Genomic DNA, 22,394 nt, shown 5'->3' with positions numbered 1-22,394 from the left:
CGAAACAATACTGTTCACAGACTGTTTCCGTGAACAGTGTGGGACTGGCCGCACGGCCGGCCTCGGGCATTTCGTACCGGCACGCAGTCTTGTAGGAGGATTCTGGCATGAGCTCATCAGCGCCCATTGGCGTCTTTGATTCAGGGCTTGGAGGCATTTCCGTTGCCCGAGAAATCGCCAAGGACATGCCGGCTGAGCACGTGCTGTATTTCGGCGATTCCGCCAACGCCCCGTACGGCGTCAAGACCCCGGAGCAAGTGAAGGCCTTAAGTTTTGACATCGTGGAACGATTCGTTGAACACGGTGTCAAGGCCGTGGTCATTGCCTGCAATACCGCTACCTCCGCCGCGGTGAACGATTTGCGCGAGCATTATGACATTCCGATCATCGGCATGGAGCCGGCATTGAAAGTGGCTTGCGACCGCGGGGACGCCCCTCTCGGCCAGCAGCATATTCCACAGCGGGTGATTGTGGCAGCTACTCCCCTGACCTTGCGTGAGCGGAAATTCGCCGAGCTTATGAAGCGTTTCGACTCCGATAACACGATTTTCAAGGAACCCTGCCCGGACCTGGTGGAGATTGTGGAGTCCGGTCAGCTTGGCAATCATGATCTGGTGATGCGCACGCTGCACCACTACTTTGACCGATATGACCTGGACCGCATTGATTCTGTGGTGTTGGGGTGCACGCATTTCGTGTTCTACCGCGACTATTTCCGTGAACTGCTGCCCAAGCATGCCGCAATCATCGATGGCAACGAGGGTACGGTTCGTCACCTTGGCGTGGTATTGGAATCATTGGGCAAGCTGGCACCGGAGGATGCACTTGGCCGCGTGGAGATTTCCAATTCCGACCCATCCGAGCGCATTGCCAAGCTGTCGCATGACCTGCTGAGTGCCTGACCTTGGCCACCCTCTTTGAGGGGAGCCAAGGCAAATAAACAGACATTTCGTGGGTCCATCGCCCACATCTTTGTCCAAACAGCGCGCGTAAGCTCATGACTACTTGAGCAAAATAGGGGGTTTGGTATGGCAAAGACCGCAATGATTGATGTAGGCGGCGGTTTTCGTGCTATTTTCGGCTGCGGCGTGATGGATCGCATGCTCGAAGATGGCATTGATGTGGACATGTGTTACGGCGTGTCCGCGGGGGCAGCCAATATGACCTCGTTCATCGCCCGCCAGCATGGGCGCAACCACACTTTCTATACCAAGTACGCGTTCCGTAAGGAATACGCGAGCGCGGAAAGTTATTTCAAAAATCACAACTTTGCCAACCTGGACTATATCTACGGCACGCTGAGCAACCACGATGGCGAGAACCCGGTGGATTACGCGGCTTTCGAGGCCAATCCCACCGGCTTTACCGTGGTAGCGTGCAACGCCGAAGACGGTTCGACCAAGTATTTCGACAAGTCGCGTGCGCGATTCGATGACTTCGATGTCATCAAGGCCTCGTCGGCTGTGCCAGTGGCATGCGAACCGTATGTAGTGGACGGTGTGCCGTATTTCGACGGCGGCATCGCCGATCCAGTCCCGGTGCAGAAGGCATTGGATGATGGCTACGACAAGGTGATTCTGATTCTCTCCCGTCTGCGCAACGAAGTGCGCAAACAGCAGAAGGATCTGGCTCCAGCCCGTATCCTCGAACGCTCTTACCCCGCCGCGGCTGAGAAGCTGCGCATGCGGTACAAGACCTATAACGACGAAATCGAGATGGCCAAACAGTATGAGGCAGAAGGCCGCGTGCTGATTCTCGCCCCGGAAGACCTCTATGGTCTCAACACCCTAAAAAAGAACTTCGAGGGTCTGGAAATGATGTACCGCAAAGGCTATGCGGCGGCCGAGGCCATCCCCGAGTTCCTCAGCAAGTAAGTTTTGCGGATTTTTCTCACTGAGCAACCGTCAGCGAGAAAGTTTGCAAGGCAAGGTGGCAATTACTCATTAATCAGCATTGAGAGCATATACATTGGCAGATAGGTGATTCCTTTCTCTTGGAATACGTTGGTTTCCGCGAGTACTATCGCCCTGTCAATGGCGTAGCCGTCAGTGTTCAGCGCATTGTCAAGGGCTGCATGAGAACGGTAGTATTTGCCCGACTTAATCTCCAGGGCCAACACATCACCGTCATCGGTCTCTATCAGGAAATCCAGCTCACCAATCCCTTTTTCCGTGAAGTAATAGAGATTGGTAAATCCATGCGCGGTGAGTTCCTGCGCCACGACATTCTCGTAGACTCCGCCCATGTTCATTGCAGCCTGACCATCCAGTATGCCCAGTGCTGACTTCTTGCCATACGAGCTGGTCAGCAATCCTACATCGGAATAGAACAGTTTCAGCAATCGACGTTCTTTACTGGCTCTCAGCGGAGCCACGGGGGCAGCAACACTAAATGCCGGCAGCGCAACATTAGCACGAGTAAGCCAAAGGAATTCATCTTCTGAGTTCTAAATAGAAGTGCAACACCTTGTCTAAGGTTGGAAGTGTTCAGTTTCTAACTTAAGAAGGTGTTGCACTTCTATTTAGAACTCAGGGTCTTTATGCACTCATCGCAATCTATAGGTGAGTAATTCGCGCACTCGTTACAATCTGCATACAGTCAATTTTCGCACTCGTTGAAATCTAAACCGGTCGCGACGATATCAATTCATATGGAATCAGAGCTGAAACGCAGTGAAGCCCCTCGCTTGGAGGGGCTTCACTAACGATGGATGCGGTTGCAAATGGGCCGATTACTTCGTTTCGTTGGCGGTGAGCATGGCCTTGGTGACCTGTTCGTAGAGATCCTGATAGCCGCCAGGCGTGGAGGCGGGCAGCACCACGGTCTTGGCGTTGCCGGACTCGGACAGCGAACGCATCACATCGAGGTACTGGTTGAACAGCACCACGTTGTTCACGTCGTTGATGTTCATACCCACGGCCTGCAGACTCTTGATCTGGTCGACGATACCGTTGGCGATTTCGCGGCGGTAGTTGGCCTGGCCCTCACCCTGCAGCCGGGTCTTTTCCGCCTCGGCGGCGGCCTGGGTCTCGATCTGGATGCGCTGGGCCTCGGCGCGCTGGCGGGTGGCTTCCTTCTCGCGCTGGGCGGCGTTGATGGAATCCATGGCGTTCTTGACCTGCGGGCTCGGATCGATGGCGGTAATCAGGGTCTTGACCACAGTGAAGCCGAACCGGCTCATCTCGTTGCCCACGGTCTTCTGCACATCGAAAGCCACGTCATCCTTGCGGGCAAAGGCATCGTCCAAAGACAGTGCAGGGATAGCGGAACGCAGCGCGTCCTCCATGTAGGAGCGCAGCTGACCGGCCGGGTCACGCAGCTCGTAGTAAGCGGTGGCCACATCGTTCGGGTTCACGCGGAACTGAGTGGAGGCCACCACGGTGACGAACACGTTGTCAAGAGTCTTGGTTTCCAGCTGCACGTTAAGCTGGTTGACACGCATGTTGGTTTTCATAGCGATACGGTCCACAAACGGAATGCGGATATGAATACCTGCGAACTGCACCTTAAGGAACTTGCCGAATCGCTCAATGATGTAGGCCTGCTGCTGCGGCACGACGAAGAGTGCGGCACTCAGCAGAACAATGAGTAGCACGATGATAATGAGCAATGCAATCAGCCGGCCAGCAAAGAATACGGCCATGATGTTTCCCTTCATCCACGTCGAGACCGCCCTCGGCCTCGACTCGTGATTTCCATCGTATCAGCGTTCAAACAAAGCGGTAGACATCGTACGCATATGTGTACAACTGTTCACTATGTGTGCATGCTGGCTTCTGATAAAAGATGTGCGGCATCCAATCAGTATGCTGCGGTGATGGCCTGATCAAGGTCTGCGATCAGGTCGTTGACATCTTCCAAACCTATGGATAGGCGAATCAGGTTGTCACTGACGCCGGCGGCTATACGCGCTTCGGCCGGCACTTCGCGATGCGTGATGTGCGCGGGGTCGACGATAAGAGAGCGGGCATCACCGATGTTGGGCACGTAGCTGAACAGTTTGGCACCGTCGATGATACGGCGGACATTGTCGGCACTGCCATCCACTTGGAAGCTCAGGATTTGCCCCACACCGCGCGGGAAATACTTGCCTACAAGTTCGTATTGCGGTGTGTAACCGAGACCGGAATAGTTGACCTTGGTCACATGCGGGGCACTGGTCAGATGTTCGGCTATGCGCTGAGCCGAAGCCACCTGCTGACTGACGCGCTGGGGCAACGTCTCCAGCCCAACGAGCGAAAGGTAGGCATTGAATGGACTTTGCACAGCACCGAACGTACGCAGGTACTTGATGCGAATGCGTTTGATGAATGCGGCCATACCGGAGCCCACTGCAACGGCACCGATACCGCCTTCCAGCGCAGCGAGTCGCCTTTCCAAGGCATCGACGGTGGGATTGGCCACACGGGAGTATTCGAAGCCGTCGATGTCGCCACCCGCGAGCGCATCGCCGCGAGCCGCATCGCCGAGGTCGAATGCGGCGGAAGCGTAGATTGGCGGCACGGAGGCACGGCCGTTAGCCAGCGGATCGTATCCGGCGTGGATGGCTTGTGTTTGGAAACTTTCGCTCATCAATTCTCTCCCCTACCGCCATAAATTCTATTTCCGAACTTAGCAAGCCTTGACGCGTGACACCGGCACGAAGATATTGCAATTGCTGATGTGTTCTTATAAGCATTGGCTATATACGCAAAAACAGCAATCCCATTTTCGCAAGTCCATTTTTAGAGTCTTCGCCAGTTTGTGTGGTGGGAAAGCCCCGGCAACGGACGCCGGGGCTTTCCCACCACACACACAAACTGGCGAAGACTCATTTATTTCCTGCGTTTGATAACCGGTTATTATGTCGATAACGCATTAGTGATGTTCAAAAAAGAGACGGTGTCACAGCAGACACAGAACTCAGAATGAAGACAACTGCGCAAGATGGAACGAACCGTTGTCCACCTAATCGATGAAAGGGCCCAACGTCTTAGAACGTCAGGCCCTTTCTGCACATAATTCGAGGTCAAAGGTAAACCTCGACGGTCAGATCCAACGAAATGAAAGTCAGTAATGCTGTCAAGAGAATCGCTCCGAAGCTAGCACGATCTTTCCGCTAGCATACCAATGTACCAGCTTCCACCAGATCCGACCCGCATTGCACAAACAGCCGGAGCCCGCGTGAGTCCCGAACACTCATCCAACATTCATAAGCAGGCGAACGTGCATCCCATGTAATTCTTGGACCGAGCCCTAGTCGGTCAGCTCCCCCAACTCCTGCAGCTTGTTCTTGATATCCACTGCGGAGGGCTCCACCTGGAACGAGCCGTCACCGTACAACACAACCGGAATGTGCTGCTGGCCGCTGATGGCCACGGCACGGTCGGCAGCGCCTTCCTCTTCCTCAATGTTGTGCCAAGTGTATGCCGCCCCCAGCTTGTCGAGCGTGTTCTTGGCTTGACGGCAGTCGCCGCACCATGTAGCACCGTAGATATCAATGGCCATGTCGGGTCCTTTCCTCTGTTTCGCCGCGTACAGCTCTCACGCGGCCTGTTTTGCTAGATCGTGTCCATCATAACGGGAGACGTGATGGATACGCGTCTGGCATAATGCATACGCAGTCTTGCCCTGATGACGGTTTGCCACATAACACGGAAAAACGTGATTCCCTTCTTACATGGCACGAAATCCGCGAGTTGCAGGGAGATACCACCACGAGTCGATTTTTCTCTCTGCATCTGCGCCATAAAAGCCAAGTCCCACCGAGGAACGGAACCAAAAACCACATTCAGCTCGCATAATCCCGACAGCATCCCCGGCCCAACAAGAACAAAGGCATAAAAAAGCGGCGCCGGTGTGGCACAACCGACGCCGCTCCCCAGGAGTAGAAACAGGCAGGAAAAGTATCAGATCAGGCGAACACCCCCGAAGTCAGTTGTTGGAACACGTCAGTATCGGCATGTCGATCGATGTAACGGGCGTAGGCGGTATCGAAAGCCTGACCAAGATCCTCGATCAAATCGTTGGCGTCTTCGATGCCAACGGCAAGGCGCACCAGCTCATCGGTGATGCCGATCTTCAGGCGCTCCTCACGGGGCAGCTCGAAATGCGTCATGCGACAGGGCAGCTCAGCAAGCGACTCCACAGCCCCCAACGATACCGCAAGCCGGAACAAATGCAGGTTGTTGAGCACATCCGCAGGGTCAACGCCGGGCACCACCTCGAAACTCAGCACGCCGCCGGCACCCTTGAGTCCCTTGGCGGCCAGATGCTGATCGCCGGCACCGGGCAGTCCCGGGTAATGCACCGACTTGACCAGCGGGTGCACCAGCAGGTAGCAGGCAATGGCATTGGCGTTCTCCTGCTGACGGTCCATGCGCAGGGCCAGAGTCTGAATGCCGCGGCGTACCGCGTCGCACTCAGCGGGAGCCAACACACCACCCAAACGGTTCTGCGCAAAGTACACGCGGTTCGCCAGATCCTCACCGGAAACGACCACCAGACCGGCGTTCACATCAGAATGACCGGCCAGATACTTGGTGGCGGAGTGAATCACCACATCCGCACCCAGCGCAAGCGGCTTTTGCAGGTACGGGGTCACGAACGTGTTGTCCACAATCGAAAGCGCCCCGAAACGGTGGGCCACCGTGGAGATGGCGCGTACGTCGTTCACCTTGAGCAGTGGATTGGTCAGGGTTTCAAAGTAGACAGCTTGGGCAGGCGCGATGCCGTTCGCGCGGTCGCCTTTGACGGCGGCCTCCAATGCTGCAATGTCCTGAGTGTCGACGGCCTCGACGATGATTCCCCAGCGAGTGAAGAACTCATTGAGCTGGGAATACGATCCGCCATAAATATTGTCACCGACCACGATGCGGTCACCGGGCTTGAAAATGCTCAGTACCGCATGAATCGCCGCCAGCCCCGAGGCGAACGCAAAACCACGCGTTCCCTGCTCGAGCTGAGCGATCTGCTGTTCCAGGAAGTCGCGTGTGGGATTGCCGCTGCGCGCATAGTCATAACGGGGCATCGCGTCGACCCTCTCGAAAGCATATGTCGTCGAGTTGTAGATCGGCGGGTTCACGGCTCCGGTGTTGTTGTCTCCAACCGGCAGTCCGTGGACGAGCTGAGTGTTGAACCTGGTCATTGCGCACCCCCTTTATTGTCGCGTTATCTGTGCGAGGCCACTCCCCGCGCGGCTTGGTTATGACCATAACGCAAATGGGCAGCGAATTGAACGGCGTGGCTATATGGGTTGCTTATGGATGGTTCAAACGCCCGTTCCGACACTCGCGATGGCTACACTGGGAGGCATGGAAATCACCAAGGCTTTGACCCGATTGAAGGGCCTGGAAAACGAACCGGTATTCATGCTACTGCATGGCTGGGGCTCCAATGAATACGACCTGCCCGACTTGCTGAACTACTGTGGGGCCGGTTCCGCCGACTATGCCAGTCTGCAGGCTCCCATCGCCTATGGCATGGGATACACATGGTTTGGCTCATGGGCGCATGAGGGCGTGCCGGAAGGCAAATCATTGGACGAACAGGCACTTGCCGCGGCGCAGGCTATCGATGCATGGGTCGGGGCAAACATTCCCGCAACCCGGCCGATAGTCATGATGGGCTTTTCGCAGGGCGGATTGCTGGCCACCCATATGCTGCGATTCAACCCAAACCGGTACGCTGCAGCCGTATCCTGTTCAGGCTGGCTGGCACCGGGCACCGTTGACGGAGATGCACAGCTCGCTTCGCTGCAGCCGCCGGTGTTCTATGGGCATGGCGCGATTGACGATATCTTCCCCAAAGCCGATGTTGCGGCGATGGGCACATTCTGGCGTGAGCACGGCACGCTGACCGAAGAAGTGTATCCGGGCATGGCCCATTCAATCAATATGCCTGAGATGCGTGATATCCAACGTTTTCTGGAGAAGAACGGGTTTATTAGGCCGCAGATTTGGTAGTGGCATAATCCAAGTGGGCGAATTCCGGGACTTTATACCATTTGACGGGATAGCCGGCACCGTGGGCGCAGAACACCGAATCCGGGGTGTTGTCCAGATCCGATTCGGGGTCATAACCGGCTATCTTGATGACCTGTTCCGCGTCATGGCACGGCTTATACCCGCCGAAAGTGGCGGAGAACCGGCCATGACCATGGGCGTACTGATTCACTTCCATCGCATAGTCACGCATTTCAGAAACCGGCGCTTCACCTTCAATCACTGCGTAGCCACCGTCGGTGGACGGCGAATCGAACGTGCCAGACATGCGTTGAACATCACTCATCGCCCGGCCGATCATATCGGCGGGCACTTCAAGACGGAATCGATACCACGGCTCAAGTAGTCGACAGTTGCCCTGGCCCGTGGTATCGGGGCGTTCCTCAACCGGAGAGCCGGGACGTCCGCTGACTCCGGCTCTGGCTTCCATCAGACCCTGACGAATCGCACGATAGGTGGCCTGACGGAAGTCACCGCCTTCGGTATGTTTCAGATGCGCCTTGCCTGCCACCAGTGTCATCTTGATATCGGTCAGCGGTGCACCAACTAGCACGCCGAGATGCTCACGCTCGGTCAGATGCGTAAGAATCAGACGCTGCCAGTTACGATCCAAATCGTTTTCGGACAAAGCAGATGCCACGCTGATGCCGCTTCCGGGCTTCCCCGGTTCGAGCAGAATATGCGCTTCGGCATAATGCCTGAGCGGCTCAAAATGGCCGATGCCCTCGATTGGCTCGGTGATGGTTTCACGATACAGAATCGAGCCCGGACCGAACGACACATCAAGACCGAAACGATCATGCAGGGTCTGCTGAACGATTTCCAACTGCACTGCGCCCATCAGCTGCACATGGACCTCGGCTAGCCGTTCCACCCACACCACATGCAGCAACGGATTCTCGTCCTCCAGCTCACGCAATGCGGTGATGACCTTATGCAAAGTCAGATCATCGAATCGGGGGCGTGCCACGAATCCGCTGTCTTCCTGAGCATCATCTGAATTGTCGGGATCCACTCCATGCTGTCCGGTATTTCGCTGAGCAACATCTCGGCCGACGTTTTCGGCATCGCCCGATCCCGCATCTGCAGGAAGCACTGTGTATGTCAATACCGGCTGCAGCAACGGTGATTCGGCATCCGGCTCATAGCCCAATCCCTCACCTGGGAAAGTCTGCGTCAACCCTGTCACCGCACATACCGCACCGGCTGGCACTTCGGTGACCGTATCGAATTTGGCACCGTTGTATACACGCACCTGGTCGACTTTCTCGGACCATGCCGGCTCGGCGGTCTTCCGCGTTGACGACGATACGATTTCCTTGGCCTTCAACATGCCACCGGTAACCCTCAGCCATGTCATGCGATTGTGCTGCCCGTCATGGGCCACCTTGAACACGCGCGCGGCGAACCGTTCCGGCCACTGCGTTTCGGCGGTGAAAGATTCCACTCCATCCAAGAACTCCTCGACGCCTTCCAACTTCAACGCCGAGCCGAAGTACACGGGAAACAGTTCGCGTGCGGCGATCATTGCGCGCAACCGGACTACGGACAGCCCGCCATGCTCCAGATAGTCGTTCATCGCGGTCTCATCCAGTGTGGCGATATCCTCGGCAGACTCCCCTAACGGCACCTCATCGTCATCGGACAATCCATCGACTGCAGGCAACGGATACGCCGCATCACTCAGTCGTTTGCGCAGCTGGGCCAGCACGGCTTCACCGTTGAATCCGTCTGCATCGCACTTGTTGACAAAGATGAACGTCGGCACACCATATCTTGCCAGCAAACGCCATAGGGTTTCCGTGTGCCCTTGCACCCCATCGGTACCGGAGACCACCAGAATTGCGTAGTCAAGCACACGCAGCACGCGTTCGGTTTCGGCCGCAAAATCCACATGCCCCGGCGTGTCCAGCAAGGTCAATCGCAGATCACCATGTTCCACCAGTGCCTGATGCGCGAAAATCGTGATGCCTCGCGCCTTTTCCAGCGAATTCGTATCCAGAAAGGCATCGCCATGGTCAACGCGGCCCAACTTGCGAATCTCACCAGTGCGATACAGCAACGCCTCGGATAGTGTGGTCTTGCCTGCATCCACATGTGCCACGATGCCCGCCACTATCCGTTTCATATGTCACCTTTCCCGACAGCCCGATTATTCGTTACCAAATATATCCGTTATTTCCCCCGATATCGGCAATCCGACGAAGGATTACCCCTAGTGCAACCAGACCGAACAATGTTAGGATTCTGCTTGGCATCTGGCTTGTTGGGGGCTTATCGTGATGCTATTCAATGGTTGAGGAACTCGTAATGAGCGACGAACATACCACTGACGATGACGCCAGCAAACGGTCAGGTACCATTCGATCAGCTGGTAAAGCCCACAGCACGACAACCTACGCCAGGTAATGCACCGCAACCCGCAGTGCCATTCCAGCCAGTGCGGCCAGGACAGCCCTATGCTCCACAGGGCCAGCCGAATCAGCCGTTTCAACCCGCTTACACGGGTCAACCGGGCCAGCCAGGCGCACCGTTACGCCTTGGTTACCCCGCACAGCCCGGCTACCCCAACAACATCGAGTACGGCACCGATGCCTATAACCAGTACCACAATCTCTTGGATCAGTACTATGACATCGAATATCCGTACGATGCCTCAACGGAGCTGAACGACGCACTCACGAGTTTGGACGAAACGGCCAGCCCGTCTAAAAAGCTGAATGACCTCGACAAGTTGATACAAGACAAACTTGACGATATACAGCAGTAACCGAATCGGCTGTATCAGCTGATTTCCCGCCCCTGTACCCGGTTCGCAGATACGGGGCTTTTTCGTCAGGTTGGGCTGCCGCTACAATAAATCACCGAACATCGACCGATAGGAGGAGCATCCAGTGACCGTTCCCGGCATTACCGTTTTTGGCCAGCAGTCCCATTCCGACTGGACCGCCGGCACCCCGATTGCCGAAGACGCCACCGGATTCCCCACCGATTATGTGGCGCTTGATTTGGAGACCACCGGGTTTTATCCGAACCGTTGCGCCATCACCGAAATAGGTGCCGTACGCGTGCGCGGCGGCCGTGTCGTTGACCAGTTCCAGCAACTCATCAACCCGCTATGCCCGATTCCTCGTCAAATCACCGCGTTGACCGGCATTACCGACGCGATGGTCGCCGACCATGATCCCATTGACGGGGTGCTCCCCCAATTCATTTCCTGGCTCGCCGATTCCAACGCCGCGGCTGAGACCGAGCCCATCGTCGGTCATAATGTCAGCTTCGATCTGCGATTCCTGGACTATAACACCCGCCATATTGCGGGATGCGGATTCGCCTGCGCCGACTATGACACCATGCAAATCAGCCGTGCCCTGTTCCCCAAGCAGAGCCATCACCGGCTCGCCGACCTGATTGTACGATTCGGCATTGCCGATAACGAGGAACACCGCGCATTAAGCGATGCCATCCAAACCCAGCAGTGCTTCGAATGGATGCGGCATTATGTCAGCGAGCACCATGAATCCAGCACGATCCGATGGAAGCAGGCACCAGCCAAGAACAGCACCGAAATTCTGCACCAGCAGTTGGTGGTACAGCGGTAAGGCTCGTTCTCGGCTCCCCAAAAAAGAGAAAAACTACAAGCCGTATTCCTGGGCGATGACGTTCCACAGGTCGGCTGCGGCCTGATCGACGGTCTCGTTGATAATAGTCACATCGAATTCGCTTTCGGCGGCCAGCTCCACCTTGGCGGTTTCCAAACGGCGAGCCTGCTGTTCGGCGGTTTCAGTGCCGCGGCCAATCAGACGACGCTTCAGCTCCTCGAAGCTCGGCGGTGCAATGAACACGTACACCACCTCAAGATCAAGCTCAGAGGCGCGCTGCTTGACGCGGCGGGCACCCTGCAAATCGATCTCCAGAATCGTGGGTGTACCAGCAGCCAGATGCTCTTCGACGGGCTTTAACAACGTGCCGTAATGGGCCATTCCATGCACCACTGCGGTTTCCAAGAACTCCCCCGCCTGTTCCTTGGCCAGGAACTCGTCTTCTGACAGGAACCAGTAGTTCACGCCATTGACCTCACCAGGGCGCGGATCGCGCGTGGTGGCGGAAACGGACACCCACACTTCCGGGTGATCGGCGCGCAGCTTGGCCTCCACAGTGCCTTTGCCTACGGCGGTCGGCCCGGTCAGGACGATCAGACGGCCAGCGTGAGTGTTCTCGGTCATGAATTCCTCCAATGTGCAGTAGCAGATTCCTGTGGGTTACTGGTTTTCGTCGCCCTCAGCGGTGGCTTCCATTAGCGCCTGGCGCACGTCGAGCGCAATCGACTCGGTGGCCTGGCTCAGCGAAGCGATATCCGGCCCGTGCGAGGCGATGAAACGGGATACGGTGACCAGCACGTTGCTGCGCGTGCCGCGGAACACGGTTTTCAGGTCCTTGGCTTCGGCACCCTGCCAGCCGTAGCCGGGAGAGAGAATAGGGCCGGTGAATTCGGAGGGGTTCACACCGGAGTCTTTCATCCACTGGCCAATGGTCGCACCGATGATAAGCCCGACCGAGCCCATACCGTCGATGCCTGCATTGTGCTGCTGCGCGTTGGACGCGATACCGAATGCCACGGTACGTCCCCGGTAATCGCCGGACTGACGGATGGCGGTTTGCAGACTCATGCCCTCCGGGTTGGACGTCAACGAGGCGATGAACACACCGCGTCCGTTTTCCAACGCTTCGGTAATCAATCCATTCAGTGAACGCGCGCCATAATACGGCAGCAGGGTGATGGCGTCCGCCAATAGCGGCGCACCAGGCTTGAAGTAGGCATCCGCAATGGCGGAGATGGTAGTGGAGAGCCCTCCACGCAGGCAATCCACGATAGTGATGACACCCATCTGACGGGCAGCGTAGAGCACACGCTCGAGCGCTTCAAAGCCCTTGGCTCCATAGCGCTCGAACATCGGCGTCTGGAATTTGACGGCTGCGGCCCGACCGTTGGCGGCCTGCAGCATGCGCATGGAGAACAGCTCGGCACCTTCGGCGTCGACATTGTACCCCCAGTCGGTGAGGAGTTTGCGGTGCGGGTCTATGCCGACGCACAATGGCCCGTATTTGGCCATCGAATTGCTCAAACGCAGGCCGAAATCGGAACGCTGGGCCTGCAACTCCTCATCGCTGGGCGCAACCATCAGAACTCCTGTTTCTCCAATTCGAACAGCTGCTTCGAATGCTCCTGGATGCTCATGATCTGATAATCATTATGCTTCACGGCCTCGATGGCGAGCAGTGCGGCTTGGAACTCGGTAATGGTGGTGAACTGCGGCAAATCGGCGGCGATGGCGGCGGCGCGGATGGAGTAGCCATCGGAGCGGGAGCCGCGGGAGTTCGGCGTGTTGAGAATCATGTCGATCTTGCCCTCTTCGATGAGCTGAACCACATTCTTGCCCACGGATCCGGCGGCATGATGCACCTCAACCGGAGCTTCCGGATCGGTGTCCACACGGGTGCTGATCTTGTCCACGATGTTTGAGTCGATGCCGTAACGGCGCAGCACGGAAGCGGTGCCCTCAGTGGCCCAAAGCTTGAAGCCAAGCTCTTCGAGGCGTACTGCGAGCAGCGGCAGCTGTCGCTTGTCAGTGTCGTTCACGGAGATGAACACGTTGCCGTGGGTCGGCAGGCCACCGTCATAGGCGGCGAGCTGGCTCTTGGCGAAGGCGTGCGGGAAGTCACGGTCGAAGCCCATGACCTCACCGGTGGAACGCATCTCAGGTCCGAGCAGAATGTCGACGGTCTTGCCCACCGGAGTGCGGAAACGCTTGAACGGCAGCACGGATTCCTTGACCGCGACCTGCTGGCCGGGGTGGATGTCGCCACCGTCGCCCTTGGGTAGCAGCAGACCGTTAGCGCGCTGGTCGGCAATGGTCTCGCCGGCCATAATGCGAGCGGCGGCCTTGGCCAGAGCCACACCGGTGGCCTTGGATGCGAACGGCACGGTACGGGAAGCACGCGGGTTGGCTTCGATGACGTACAGCGTGTTGGCCATGAAGGCGTACTGCACGTTGATCAGACCCTGCACGTGGCAGCCGGCGGCGATGGCGTAGGTGCCTTCGCGCAGACGGCGAATCTGGTCGTCGGACAGCGTAGACGGCGGCAGGGTGCAGGCGGCGTCGCCGGAATGGACGCCGGCTTCCTCGACGTGTTCCATAATGCCGCCGATGTACAGCTCCTTGCCGTCGAACAGCGCATCGACATCGATTTCGATGGCATCCTGCAGGAACTTATCGATCAGCAACGGGGAGGGCAGACGGCCAGAGACCACCGTATCGGCCTGGGCCTCGGCAAGCGCGCGATCCACGTACTTGTTGAGCTGCTTGTCGTCATAAACGATTTCCATGCCGCGGCCACCGAGAACGTAGCTCGGGCGCACCAGCACCGGATAGCCGATGCGATGTGCGGCTTCCTTGGCCTCTTCGAGGCTCAGGGCAGTGCCGTAACGCGGGGCATTCATCTCCGCCTTCTTAAGGACCTCGCCGAACAGCTCACGGTTCTCGGCCAAGTCGATGGACTCCGGGGTGGTGCCGAGAATCGGCACACCGGCGGCCTTCAGACGCGCGGCCAGCGAGAGCGGGGTCTGGCCACCGAGCTGGACGATAACGCCCTTGACCGGGCCCATCTTCTTCTCGGCCTCGTAAATCTCGAGCACGTCTTCGAAGGTGAGCGGCTCAAAGTAGAGGCGGTCGGACATGTCGTAATCGGTGGACACGGTTTCCGGGTTGCAGTTGACCATGATGGTGTCATAGTCCTTGCCGAGCTCCTGCACGGCGTGCACGCACGTGTAGTCGAACTCGATGCCCTGACCGATGCGGTTCGGGCCGGAACCCAGGATGATGACCGCCTCGCGCTCACGCGGACGAAGTTCGGTCTCATCGGCGTAGCAGCTGTAGTAGTACGGCGTGGCCGCATCAAACTCTGCGGCACAGGTGTCGACGGTCTTGTAGACGGGCTTGAGGCCATAGTTCCAGCGCAATTCGCGGATGGTGTTCTCGCCTTCGTCGCCGAGGCTGCGAAGATGGGCGATCTGCACGTCGGACAGGCCGGCGAGCTTCGCCTTCTTGAGCAGCTTCGGGGTCAGAGTCTCGGCCTCGCGCACGGCCTGTGCAGTCTCGTTGATGAGCAGCAACTGCTTCAGGAACCACGGGTCGATCTTGGTGGCCGCATACAGCTGATCCAGCGTTGCGCCACCCCAGATGGCACGCATGAGCTGCAGGTAGCGGTGTTCGGTCGGCGTATGAATGGCCTTGAGCAACTCAGCTACCTCATCTGCGGACGGCTTGTCGCCGTCCCAGTTGAAGCCCATGTGACGCTTGTCAATGGAGCGCATGGCCTTGCCGAGGGACTCCTGGAAGTTGCCGGCCAGAGCCATGGCCTCGCCCACGGACTTCATGGAGGTGGTCAGGGTGGGGTCGGCACCCGGGAACTTCTCGAATGCGAAGCGCGGCACCTTGGTGACCACGTAGTCGATGGTCGGCTCGAAGGAGGCCGGCGTGGACTGGGTGATGTCGTTGCGAATCTCGTCCAGCGTGTAGCCGAGAGCCAGCTTGGTGGCGATCTTGGCGATCGGGAAGCCGGTGGCCTTGGACGCCAGAGCGGAGGAACGGGAAACACGCGGGTTCATCTCGATGACGATGATGCGACCGGTCTTCGGATGGATGGCGAACTGGATGTTGCAGCCGCCGGTGTCCACGCCCACGCCGCGGATGATGGCGATGCCGATGTCACGCAGCTTCTGGTATTCGCGATCGGTCAGGGTGAAGCAAGGGGCCACGGTGATGGAGTCACCGGTGTGCACGCCGACCGGGTCGATGTTTTCAATCGGGCAGACGACCACGACGTTGTCGTTGCGGTCGCGCATGAGCTCGAGCTCGAATTCCTTCCAGCCTTCGATGCCCTCTTCGATCAGGACTTCGTCGGTGGGCGAGTAATGGATGCCGGCGCCGGCGATGCGGTGCAGCTCCTCTTCGTCGTGGGCGATGCCGGAGCCCAGGCCACCCATGGTGAAGCTCGGGCGTACGACCAGCGGATAGCCGAGTTCTTCGGCGATCTTGTCGCATTCCTCAAGGCTGTGCGCGATGCGGGAGCGGGCGGATTCGGCACCGGCCTCGTCCACGACCTTCTTGAACAGCTCACGGTCCTCGCCGCGGTCGATGGCTTCCAGGGAGGCCCCGATCAGCTCGACATTGTACTTCTTGAGCACGCCTGCCTCGCCCAACGCCATGGCGGCATTCAGCGCGGTCTGGCCACCGAGGGTGGGCAGCAGCGCGTCGGGGCGTTCCTTGGCGATGATCTGCTCGAGGATCGGGGTGGCGATCGGCTCGATGTAGGTGGCGTCGGCCATCTCCGGGTCGGTCATGATGGTGGCCGGGTTGGAGTTGACGAGGATGACGCGGATGCCTTCCTCACGAAGGACGCGGCATGCCTGGGTGCCCGAGTAATCGAACTCAGCAGCCTGACCGATCACGATCGGGCCGGAGCCGATGACCATCACGGATTTGATGTCGGTGCGCTTCGGCATATCACTTACCTTCCTTGGGGTTGTTCTTCATAAGTTCGCAGAAACGGTCGAACAGGTAGGCCGCATCGTGCGGACCGGCTGCGGCCTCCGGGTGGTACTGCACGGAGAACGCGGGAATGTCCACGCACTGCAGGCCTTCGACCACGTCATCGTTCAGATCGATGTGGGAGACGAACACCTTGCCGTACTTGCCGTTTTCGAATGGTGCATCGACCTGCTTGCCAATCGGGGCGTCGACCGCGAAGCCGTGGTTGTGGGCGGTGACCTCGACCTTGCCGGTGGTCAGATCCTTGACCGGCTGGTTGATGCCACGATGGCCGAACTTCAGCTTGTAAGTGCCAAAGCCGAGCGCACGGCCCAGCAATTGGTTACCGAAGCAGATGCCGAAGAACGGGTAGCCGGCATCGAGCACCTGACGCAACAGTTCGATTTCGGGGCCGGCCTGTTCCGGATCGCCCGGGCCATTGGAGAAGAAGACACCGTCCGGGTTCAGGGCTTCGAGTTCGGCAAAGGTGATGGTGGAGGGCACCACGTGCACGCGACATCCGCGCTCGGCCATACGATGCGGGGTCATGCCTTTGATGCCAAGGTCCACGGCGGCCACGGTGTACAGCGGCTCCTTGCCTTCGTATTCGCCGCACGGCTCGATGGTGTAAGTCTCCTTGGTGGAGACTTCGTCGTACAGGCTCAGGCCCTGCATCGGCGGGGTGTTCTTGACATCCTCAAGCAGTTGCTCGATGGTCTTGAGCTTGCCGGTAGCGGCATCGACCAAAGCCTCGCCGGAGAAGATGCCGGCGCGCATCACGCCTGCGGAACGCAGGTGGCGTACCAGCTTACGGGTGTCGATATGGCTCAGGCCAACGATACCGTTCTTGACCAGGTCATCGTCCAAGCTGCCCTCAGCACGCCAGTTACTCACGTTCGGGGAGGGATCACGCACGATGTAGCCGGCCACCCAGATGCGCGAGGATTCGGGATCCTCGCCGTTCACGCCGGTATCGCCGATGTGCGGGAAGGTCTGCACGACGATCTGGCGATCGTAGCTCGGATCGGTGAGCGTCTCCTGGTATCCGGTCATGCCGGTGGCGAAGACGATCTCACCGGTCGTCTCGCCCAGGGCGCCATACGGCTCCCCCACATATACCTGTCCGTCTTCCAAAACGAGGACTGCATCGTCCTTGTCATACATCGGAATTGCGATGGTTCCGGACTCGTTCTGGCTCACCAAAACCCCCTTATGTTTTTCGGGTATTCGTACCAAGGTTAACGGCCAGCGCAGACTCACACGCCGGTGCGCGCGAAGTCTCGCCCCGCTGGCGGGGCAGCCGGCTCACAACCGGCTTGGACAATCACAGCGGAAAGTTGTTCCGCCCATAAAAAAGCCTCCCGGAGGGAGGCTTGAAAACAAATGACTAATCGACCGTCGGCTGGGTCTCAGCGGACGGGGCGGCGGGCTCGGATGCAGGAAAATCGGTTTGACCGGACTGGTCCGGTTCGTTCGATTCCTCGGCGGGCTCATCGTCCACCGATCCCGCGGGCTCGGTGTTCTTCGCATTGCACACCGCGGAAAGCAGGCCGTGGATAAAGGCAGGTGAATCGTCATCGCACAGGGTCTTGGCCAATGCCAGGGCCTCGTCGATGGCCACCTTGTCCGGCACCTCGTCGTTGAACAGGATCTCCCAAGCAGCGATACGCAGGATGTTGCGATCGACCACGCCCATGCGCCTGACCTTCCAACCCGTGGAGTGATCGTCCAGGGTCATGTCGATCTGGCGGCGGTGTTCGGCCACGCCCTTGACGATGTCGATGGCGTAGTCGGGAAGCGGGGTCTGAGCACCGGGATGCGCGATGCGCTCATCAAGCAGGGAAAGGATGTCCTGACCCTTTTCGTCGGCCTCGTACAGAGTGTTCAACGCCCTTTTGCGCGCGGTGGAACGTGCCATACTGCTGCTGGTCCTTTGGTTCGACTGTCGACTAGGTATGTTGCGTGGAGAAGATCAGTTTTCGCGGCCGGTGTAGGAGCCATCCTCGGTGTTGATCTTGACGCGGTCGCCCTCGTTGATGAACAGCGGCACCTGAATCTCGGCGCCGGTCTCCACGGTGGCGGGCTTGGTGCCGGCGTTGGAGCGGTTGCCCTGCAGGCCCGGCTCGGTGTGGGTGATGGTCAGGATCACGGAGCCCGGCAGGTCGACGTTCAGCGGAGTGCCGTCGTGGAAGGAGATGAGGCAGTCGGTGCCTTCGAGCAGGAACTTGGCCTTGTCACCCACGAGGGTCTTCGGAATCATGATCTGATCGTAGGTGGTCATGTCCATGAACACGAAGTTGTCGCCGTCCTCGTAGGAGTACTGGAGGGTACGGTTGTCCACGGTCTCGAATTCCATCTTCATACCAGCATTGAAGGTCTTGTCGACGATTTTGCCGGAGAGCACGTTCTTGATGGTGGTGCGCACGAAGGCAGGGCCCTTGCCCGGCTTGACGTGCTGGAACTTCATGACGGTCCACAGCTGGCCGTCGAGGTTCAGGACGGATCCGTTCTTGATGTCGTTAGTAGTCTGTGCCACGTTATTCACCTATTTCAAATTCAAACTAGCTTAGGCAAAGCCCAAAAATTGCCTTGGTTATTATGCCACACCGGGTATACAGGAAGTGAACGCTGGGGTTTCCCACGTGAACCCCCGACTAGACTGGATGAATATGCGACCCTTCTTCGAAGCCATGTCCGTGTCCTGCGTCGTCCCCGCGCAATCGCCGGCAGACGACGAACGCACGGTGTTCGACAACCTGTCCTTCGGCATGGAGCGCGGCGACATCATCGACCTGGTGGGCCCATCCGGCTCCGGCAAATCGAGTCTGCTGACCGCATGCGCCCGACTCAACCCGCACGCGCACGGCACGTTCGTCCTCGACGGCGTGGGCAGTGACGAATTCAGCGCGCAGCAATGGCGGCGGGACGTCTCCTACCTGCCGCAAAAACCGATCCTGACCGGCAAGGACGTGGCCGAGGCGATCCGGCTGCCCTGGACGCTCGCGATTCGAGGCAAGGAGGGTAAGGCCGCGCGGCTGCTGCCCGACGAACGCATCCGCACGACCCTGGACGCGATGGGATGCGAGGACATCGACCTGACGCGCACGCCGCATGACCTGTCGGGCGGCCAGGCGGCGCGCGTGGCGTTGGCCCGCACGCTGCTCACCGACCCGAAAGTGCTGCTGGCCGATGAGGTGGACGCCGGACTCGACGACGACAACGCATCCAAAGTGGCCGCGATCATGGCGGACGCGGCCGCACACGGCATGGCGATCATCCGCATCCGACACCGTCCGCCGGACGGACGCGCCACCCGCACGCTGATGCTCGATGCGGGGCGGCTCACCGATCTGACGCGGGATAAGGAGGTGCGCCCATGAACGGCGCCTACGACATCGACGTCTGGGGTCTCGTCCTGGCGTTGGGCATGGTGGCCGCGGCGGCCATCATCAGCGAACTCATGCACATGGGCATCGGCAGGACCCTGATGTGGTCGGCATGCCGCGCCCTCGTGCAGCTGTGCGCCATGGGATTCATCATCAGCTATGTGATTCGCTCGAACAGCGTGTGGATGGTGTTCGCCCTGATGACGGTCATGCTGATCGCGGCGGTGCAGATCGTGATGTCCCGCGCGCACGGCATCCCCAAGGGCCTTGCCGGACCGATCTTCCTGAGCTTGGTCATCACGATGCTGCTCATGCTGGCGTTGGTCACCGAACTCATCGTGCGCCCGCACCCATGGTATGCGCCCCAGCTGGTGGTGCCCCTGACCGGCATGCTGCTGGGCAACACCGTTTCCGCGCTTGCTGTCGGACTGAGCCGATTCTATGAAAGCATGGAGGAACGCCGCGACGAGGTGGATATGATGCTGGCCCTGGGGGCGACGGCATGGGAGTCCGCCCGCCCATCCGTCATCTCATCGATTCGGCTGGGACTGCTGCCCACCACCGCTTCGCTGGCCTCCAGCGGCATCGTGACCATCCCGGGCATGATGGCGGGTCAGGTGATCGCCGGCGGAGATCCGCTGAACGCCGCCAAATACCAGTTCGTGGTCTTCGGCGCCATCGCCGCGCTGACCTTGCTGGCCGACGGCCTGATCATGGCCATGGTCTATCGCACCTGCTTCACCGCCGACGATCAATACCAACCACCGAAAGCGCGATAGCTGGGTTCTGCTCACGATGCTATTTTTGTTTTCAGTCTTGCAACGGTGAAGCTGTCGCGTGCGACGAGACTGGTGGAGATTCGCATATGCTGGCTGATTTTGCGGTCATTGGCTAAACGGGCTTACTCATTGATTTAGCACATATGATTCCATCCTGCCATATTTCCTCCAAGCATTTCCCGAGATAAAGCAATCGTGATATAACCGAGAATCGTCTCTACTCAGCTTGCCTCGGGGCGGCTTCGGGCAATGAAGTGCCCATGGTTTCGAGACGCATGAGGAACTCGTTGGCGTTCATGGCGTTACTCAACAGCGTGCCCTCCGCAAGCGTGCCTCCGATGGAACGGATGAACTCAACCTGATCCAAAGTCTCCACGCCATCGAACACCACATGGAACGCATCATTATCGCGCGAAATATCGAGCGTTCGCTGCATGATCTGCTTCGCGCGAGGCGTACGGAAATCGCGTACCACCGTCTTGTCGAATCGTGCGAAATCCAAAGGCAAATGCGCGAACGCAGCAACCTCCGAATACGTTGTGCCAACATTGGTCAAACCCAACTTGACATTCGGCAAAGCGACAAGATCGGCAACCTCATCGTCAACTTCATCATGCGCCACATGAATGGCATGCGACCCCAACTGCAGACCGAAACGCAGCTGTGGCTGTTCATGAGTCAACTGCTCCAAGCGCTCGTGGAAGATGGACGCGCCTAATTCCGAACCATTCATGCAAATGTCCACAATATCCAATTCGGGCGCCACCTGGCGGAATGCAGTCATGTCTTTCACGCAGGTTTCCAGCACGTCGAGCGTCAGCTGCACGCTCATGTTGAGGCGATGCGCTTCGGCCGTTACGAAATACGGTGCCAGCGTGCGGCCCTTCGCGTCATGCACGCGCACAATCGTATCCAGCGAAGTGATGCGTTTCGTATTCACATCAAAAATCGGCTGGTAGAGCACGGAAATCGTATTGTCTTCGATCGCATGGCGAAGCACATCGGACACGTTGACGTAATCGTCTGAACCATTTTGCGCGGCGAGCGTGGCCGTCGTGCCGTCGACCACCGGCAGATTGGAACTTTCCGATTCGTAAATATGCGCGCTCGCATCGGCAAGCAGCACGGCGAAACCGTCCGTCGCATTCGAGAACGAAATACTGCTCGACACGTCCACGGAAACCTCGCCCTCTTCGGTATGCACCGGCATGACGGCAAGGTTGCGCATGCGCGTGGCCAACTCCTCCACATCACTGGTTGACGTCACATCGGTTACGAGCATGGCGAATTCCGCGCCGTTCACGCGAGACAATGTGGCATTGTCCGGTAGCAGCTGGCTTAAACGCATACCCACTGATCGCAGCACGGCATTGCCGATTTTGCGTCCATAATGTTCGTTGACGGTGCGCAAATGCTCCACGCCGAAATACACCACGGCAACCAGATTATGCACATTTTCGGTCTGCAAACTCTTCAGATGCCCGATGAACGCACGATACGTGAGTGCTCCGGTCAGCGCATCCGTTTCCGATTCGGTGCGCAGCAGCGTCACTTCCTTGTTCACGCGCAACGATTCAGTAAGCACTTCACCGCAAGTGAGCAATATCGTTTCGTCGGTCGACGTGAACGGACGATTCCAAATGCTGCGTTCCATCG

At 58.4% G+C, this 22,394-nt stretch carries 20 protein-coding genes; 7 read left to right on the top strand and 13 right to left on the bottom strand.

The window, feature by feature from the left end:
• The first annotated feature begins 107 nt into the window (after positions 1-107).
• Positions 108-902, top strand: coding sequence for a glutamate racemase (gene murI, locus NBH12_RS03945; protein ID WP_003832589.1), 795 nt, complete (start codon positions 108-110; stop codon positions 900-902).
• 126 nt (positions 903-1,028) lie between these two features.
• Positions 1,029-1,874, top strand: a complete 846-nt coding sequence (locus tag NBH12_RS03940) for a patatin family protein (RefSeq protein WP_014483963.1) — start codon at positions 1,029-1,031, stop codon at positions 1,872-1,874.
• Positions 1,875-1,936: 62 nt separating this feature from the next.
• On the opposite strand, the gene NBH12_RS03935 is transcribed toward NBH12_RS03940, so the two are convergent.
• From NBH12_RS03935 to NBH12_RS03915, 5 genes are all read right to left on the bottom strand, one after another.
• Positions 1,937-2,341: a DUF4143 domain-containing protein gene (locus NBH12_RS03935; protein ID WP_250819194.1), complete on the bottom strand. Its 405-nt coding sequence runs from the start codon at positions 2,339-2,341 to the stop codon at positions 1,937-1,939.
• A 390-nt stretch (positions 2,342-2,731) separates the two neighbouring features.
• The gene (locus NBH12_RS03930; RefSeq protein WP_003828713.1) at positions 2,732-3,643 is read right to left on the bottom strand and encodes an SPFH domain-containing protein; all 912 of its coding nucleotides are present in this window, start codon (positions 3,641-3,643) and stop codon (positions 2,732-2,734) included.
• A 158-nt stretch (positions 3,644-3,801) separates the two neighbouring features.
• On the bottom strand, positions 3,802-4,572 hold the full coding sequence (locus tag NBH12_RS03925) for a PLP-dependent transferase (protein ID WP_250819193.1): 771 nt from the start codon (positions 4,570-4,572) through the stop codon (positions 3,802-3,804).
• A gap of 663 nt (positions 4,573-5,235) precedes the next feature.
• Positions 5,236-5,487 carry a mycoredoxin gene (locus NBH12_RS03920; RefSeq protein WP_014483966.1) on the bottom strand — a complete coding sequence of 84 codons (252 nt, stop codon included), beginning with the start codon at positions 5,485-5,487 and terminating at the stop codon, positions 5,236-5,238.
• Between the two features lie 406 nt (positions 5,488-5,893).
• A complete protein-coding gene (locus NBH12_RS03915) occupies positions 5,894-7,126 on the bottom strand; it encodes a trans-sulfuration enzyme family protein (RefSeq protein WP_003828706.1) in 1,233 nt (410 codons plus the stop codon).
• A gap of 166 nt (positions 7,127-7,292) precedes the next feature.
• Between NBH12_RS03915 and NBH12_RS03910 the strand changes: the two genes are divergently transcribed.
• Positions 7,293-7,943 (top strand): alpha/beta hydrolase, encoded by a 651-nt coding sequence (locus NBH12_RS03910; protein WP_065470757.1) that lies wholly within the window; start codon positions 7,293-7,295, stop codon positions 7,941-7,943.
• On the opposite strand, the gene NBH12_RS03905 is transcribed toward NBH12_RS03910, so the two are convergent.
• Positions 7,924-10,110, bottom strand: a complete 2,187-nt coding sequence (locus tag NBH12_RS03905) for an elongation factor G (RefSeq protein WP_250819192.1) — start codon at positions 10,108-10,110, stop codon at positions 7,924-7,926. The two genes, NBH12_RS03910 and NBH12_RS03905, sit on opposite strands and share 20 nt — an antisense overlap.
• 207 nt (positions 10,111-10,317) lie before the next feature.
• On the opposite strand from NBH12_RS03905, the gene NBH12_RS03900 reads away from it, so the two are divergent.
• Both NBH12_RS03900 and NBH12_RS03895 read left to right on the top strand, forming a co-directional pair.
• Positions 10,318-10,752, top strand: coding sequence for a hypothetical protein (locus NBH12_RS03900; protein WP_054321716.1), 435 nt, complete (start codon positions 10,318-10,320; stop codon positions 10,750-10,752).
• 124 nt (positions 10,753-10,876) lie between these two features.
• On the top strand, positions 10,877-11,584 hold the full coding sequence (locus NBH12_RS03895) for a 3'-5' exonuclease (protein ID WP_250819191.1): 708 nt from the start codon (positions 10,877-10,879) through the stop codon (positions 11,582-11,584).
• A gap of 33 nt (positions 11,585-11,617) precedes the next feature.
• On the opposite strand, the gene gmk is transcribed toward NBH12_RS03895, so the two are convergent.
• From gmk to efp, 6 genes are all read right to left on the bottom strand, one after another.
• Entirely contained in the window at positions 11,618-12,208 is a 591-nt protein-coding gene (gene gmk / locus NBH12_RS03890) for a guanylate kinase (RefSeq protein WP_250819190.1), read from the bottom strand.
• A 36-nt stretch (positions 12,209-12,244) separates the two neighbouring features.
• Positions 12,245-13,165: an orotidine-5'-phosphate decarboxylase gene (gene pyrF, locus NBH12_RS03885; RefSeq protein ID WP_050824747.1), complete on the bottom strand. Its 921-nt coding sequence runs from the start codon at positions 13,163-13,165 to the stop codon at positions 12,245-12,247.
• Complete coding sequence (gene carB / locus NBH12_RS03880) at positions 13,165-16,548, bottom strand: carbamoyl-phosphate synthase large subunit (protein ID WP_003832606.1); 3,384 nt, start codon at positions 16,546-16,548, stop codon at positions 13,165-13,167. Before carB ends, pyrF begins: the two co-directional genes overlap by 1 nt.
• Before the next feature lies 1 nt (position 16,549).
• Positions 16,550-17,737 carry a glutamine-hydrolyzing carbamoyl-phosphate synthase small subunit gene (gene carA, locus NBH12_RS03875; protein WP_003828697.1) on the bottom strand — a complete coding sequence of 396 codons (1,188 nt, stop codon included), beginning with the start codon at positions 17,735-17,737 and terminating at the stop codon, positions 16,550-16,552.
• Between the two features lie 223 nt (positions 17,738-17,960).
• Entirely contained in the window at positions 17,961-18,491 is a 531-nt protein-coding gene (nusB, locus tag NBH12_RS03870; RefSeq protein ID WP_003828696.1) for a transcription antitermination factor NusB, read from the bottom strand.
• A gap of 54 nt (positions 18,492-18,545) precedes the next feature.
• A complete protein-coding gene (efp, locus tag NBH12_RS03865; protein ID WP_014483972.1) occupies positions 18,546-19,109 on the bottom strand; it encodes an elongation factor P in 564 nt (187 codons plus the stop codon).
• Positions 19,110-19,236: 127 nt separating this feature from the next.
• Here efp and NBH12_RS03860 point away from each other — a divergent pair, with 127 nt between their 5' ends.
• Positions 19,237-19,953, top strand: a complete 717-nt coding sequence (locus tag NBH12_RS03860) for an ABC transporter ATP-binding protein (RefSeq protein ID WP_003828694.1) — start codon at positions 19,237-19,239, stop codon at positions 19,951-19,953.
• Positions 19,950-20,738 carry an ABC transporter permease gene (locus NBH12_RS03855; RefSeq protein ID WP_014483974.1) on the top strand — a complete coding sequence of 263 codons (789 nt, stop codon included), beginning with the start codon at positions 19,950-19,952 and terminating at the stop codon, positions 20,736-20,738. The genes NBH12_RS03860 and NBH12_RS03855 overlap by 4 nt, the downstream gene beginning before the upstream one ends.
• A 217-nt stretch (positions 20,739-20,955) precedes the next feature.
• Here the strand turns inward: NBH12_RS03855 and NBH12_RS03850 are convergent, their stop codons facing one another.
• A complete protein-coding gene (locus NBH12_RS03850) occupies positions 20,956-22,392 on the bottom strand; it encodes an EAL domain-containing protein (RefSeq protein WP_236716303.1) in 1,437 nt (478 codons plus the stop codon).
• Positions 22,393-22,394 lie beyond the last annotated feature (2 nt).

This window comes from Bifidobacterium sp. M3-N-101 (assembly GCF_023656805.1).
In the GTDB taxonomy this organism is placed as follows: Bacteria; Actinomycetota; Actinomycetes; order Actinomycetales; family Bifidobacteriaceae; genus Bifidobacterium; species Bifidobacterium breve.
The sequence above is the reverse complement of the archived record's forward strand: the minus strand, read 5'-3'. Positions and strand labels throughout refer to the sequence as shown.

Excerpts from the sequence above, each read along its gene's own strand:
- pyrF (WP_050824747.1), bottom strand. The coding sequence starts at position 13,165 with ATGGTTGCGCCCAGCGATGAGGAGTTGCAGGCCCAGCGTTCCGATTTC.
- NBH12_RS03855 (WP_014483974.1), top strand. The coding sequence starts at position 19,950 with ATGAACGGCGCCTACGACATCGACGTCTGGGGTCTCGTCCTGGCGTTG.
- NBH12_RS03905 (WP_250819192.1), bottom strand. The coding sequence starts at position 10,110 with ATGAAACGGATAGTGGCGGGCATCGTGGCACATGTGGATGCAGGCAAG.
- NBH12_RS03940 (WP_014483963.1), top strand. The coding sequence starts at position 1,029 with ATGGCAAAGACCGCAATGATTGATGTAGGCGGCGGTTTTCGTGCTATT.
- NBH12_RS03920 (WP_014483966.1), bottom strand. The coding sequence starts at position 5,487 with ATGGCCATTGATATCTACGGTGCTACATGGTGCGGCGACTGCCGTCAA.
- nusB (WP_003828696.1), bottom strand. The coding sequence starts at position 18,491 with ATGGCACGTTCCACCGCGCGCAAAAGGGCGTTGAACACTCTGTACGAG.
- carA (WP_003828697.1), bottom strand. The coding sequence starts at position 17,737 with ATGTATGACAAGGACGATGCAGTCCTCGTTTTGGAAGACGGACAGGTA.
- NBH12_RS03925 (WP_250819193.1), bottom strand. The coding sequence starts at position 4,572 with ATGAGCGAAAGTTTCCAAACACAAGCCATCCACGCCGGATACGATCCG.
- NBH12_RS03900 (WP_054321716.1), top strand. The coding sequence starts at position 10,318 with ATGACGCCAGCAAACGGTCAGGTACCATTCGATCAGCTGGTAAAGCCC.
- gmk (WP_250819190.1), bottom strand. The coding sequence starts at position 12,208 with ATGACCGAGAACACTCACGCTGGCCGTCTGATCGTCCTGACCGGGCCG.
- carB (WP_003832606.1), bottom strand. The coding sequence starts at position 16,548 with ATGCCGAAGCGCACCGACATCAAATCCGTGATGGTCATCGGCTCCGGC.
- NBH12_RS03860 (WP_003828694.1), top strand. The coding sequence starts at position 19,237 with ATGAATATGCGACCCTTCTTCGAAGCCATGTCCGTGTCCTGCGTCGTC.
- NBH12_RS03850 (WP_236716303.1), bottom strand. The coding sequence starts at position 22,392 with ATGGAACGCAGCATTTGGAATCGTCCGTTCACGTCGACCGACGAAACG.
- NBH12_RS03910 (WP_065470757.1), top strand. The coding sequence starts at position 7,293 with ATGGAAATCACCAAGGCTTTGACCCGATTGAAGGGCCTGGAAAACGAA.
- NBH12_RS03930 (WP_003828713.1), bottom strand. The coding sequence starts at position 3,643 with ATGGCCGTATTCTTTGCTGGCCGGCTGATTGCATTGCTCATTATCATC.
- NBH12_RS03915 (WP_003828706.1), bottom strand. The coding sequence starts at position 7,126 with ATGACCAGGTTCAACACTCAGCTCGTCCACGGACTGCCGGTTGGAGAC.
- murI (WP_003832589.1), top strand. The coding sequence starts at position 108 with ATGAGCTCATCAGCGCCCATTGGCGTCTTTGATTCAGGGCTTGGAGGC.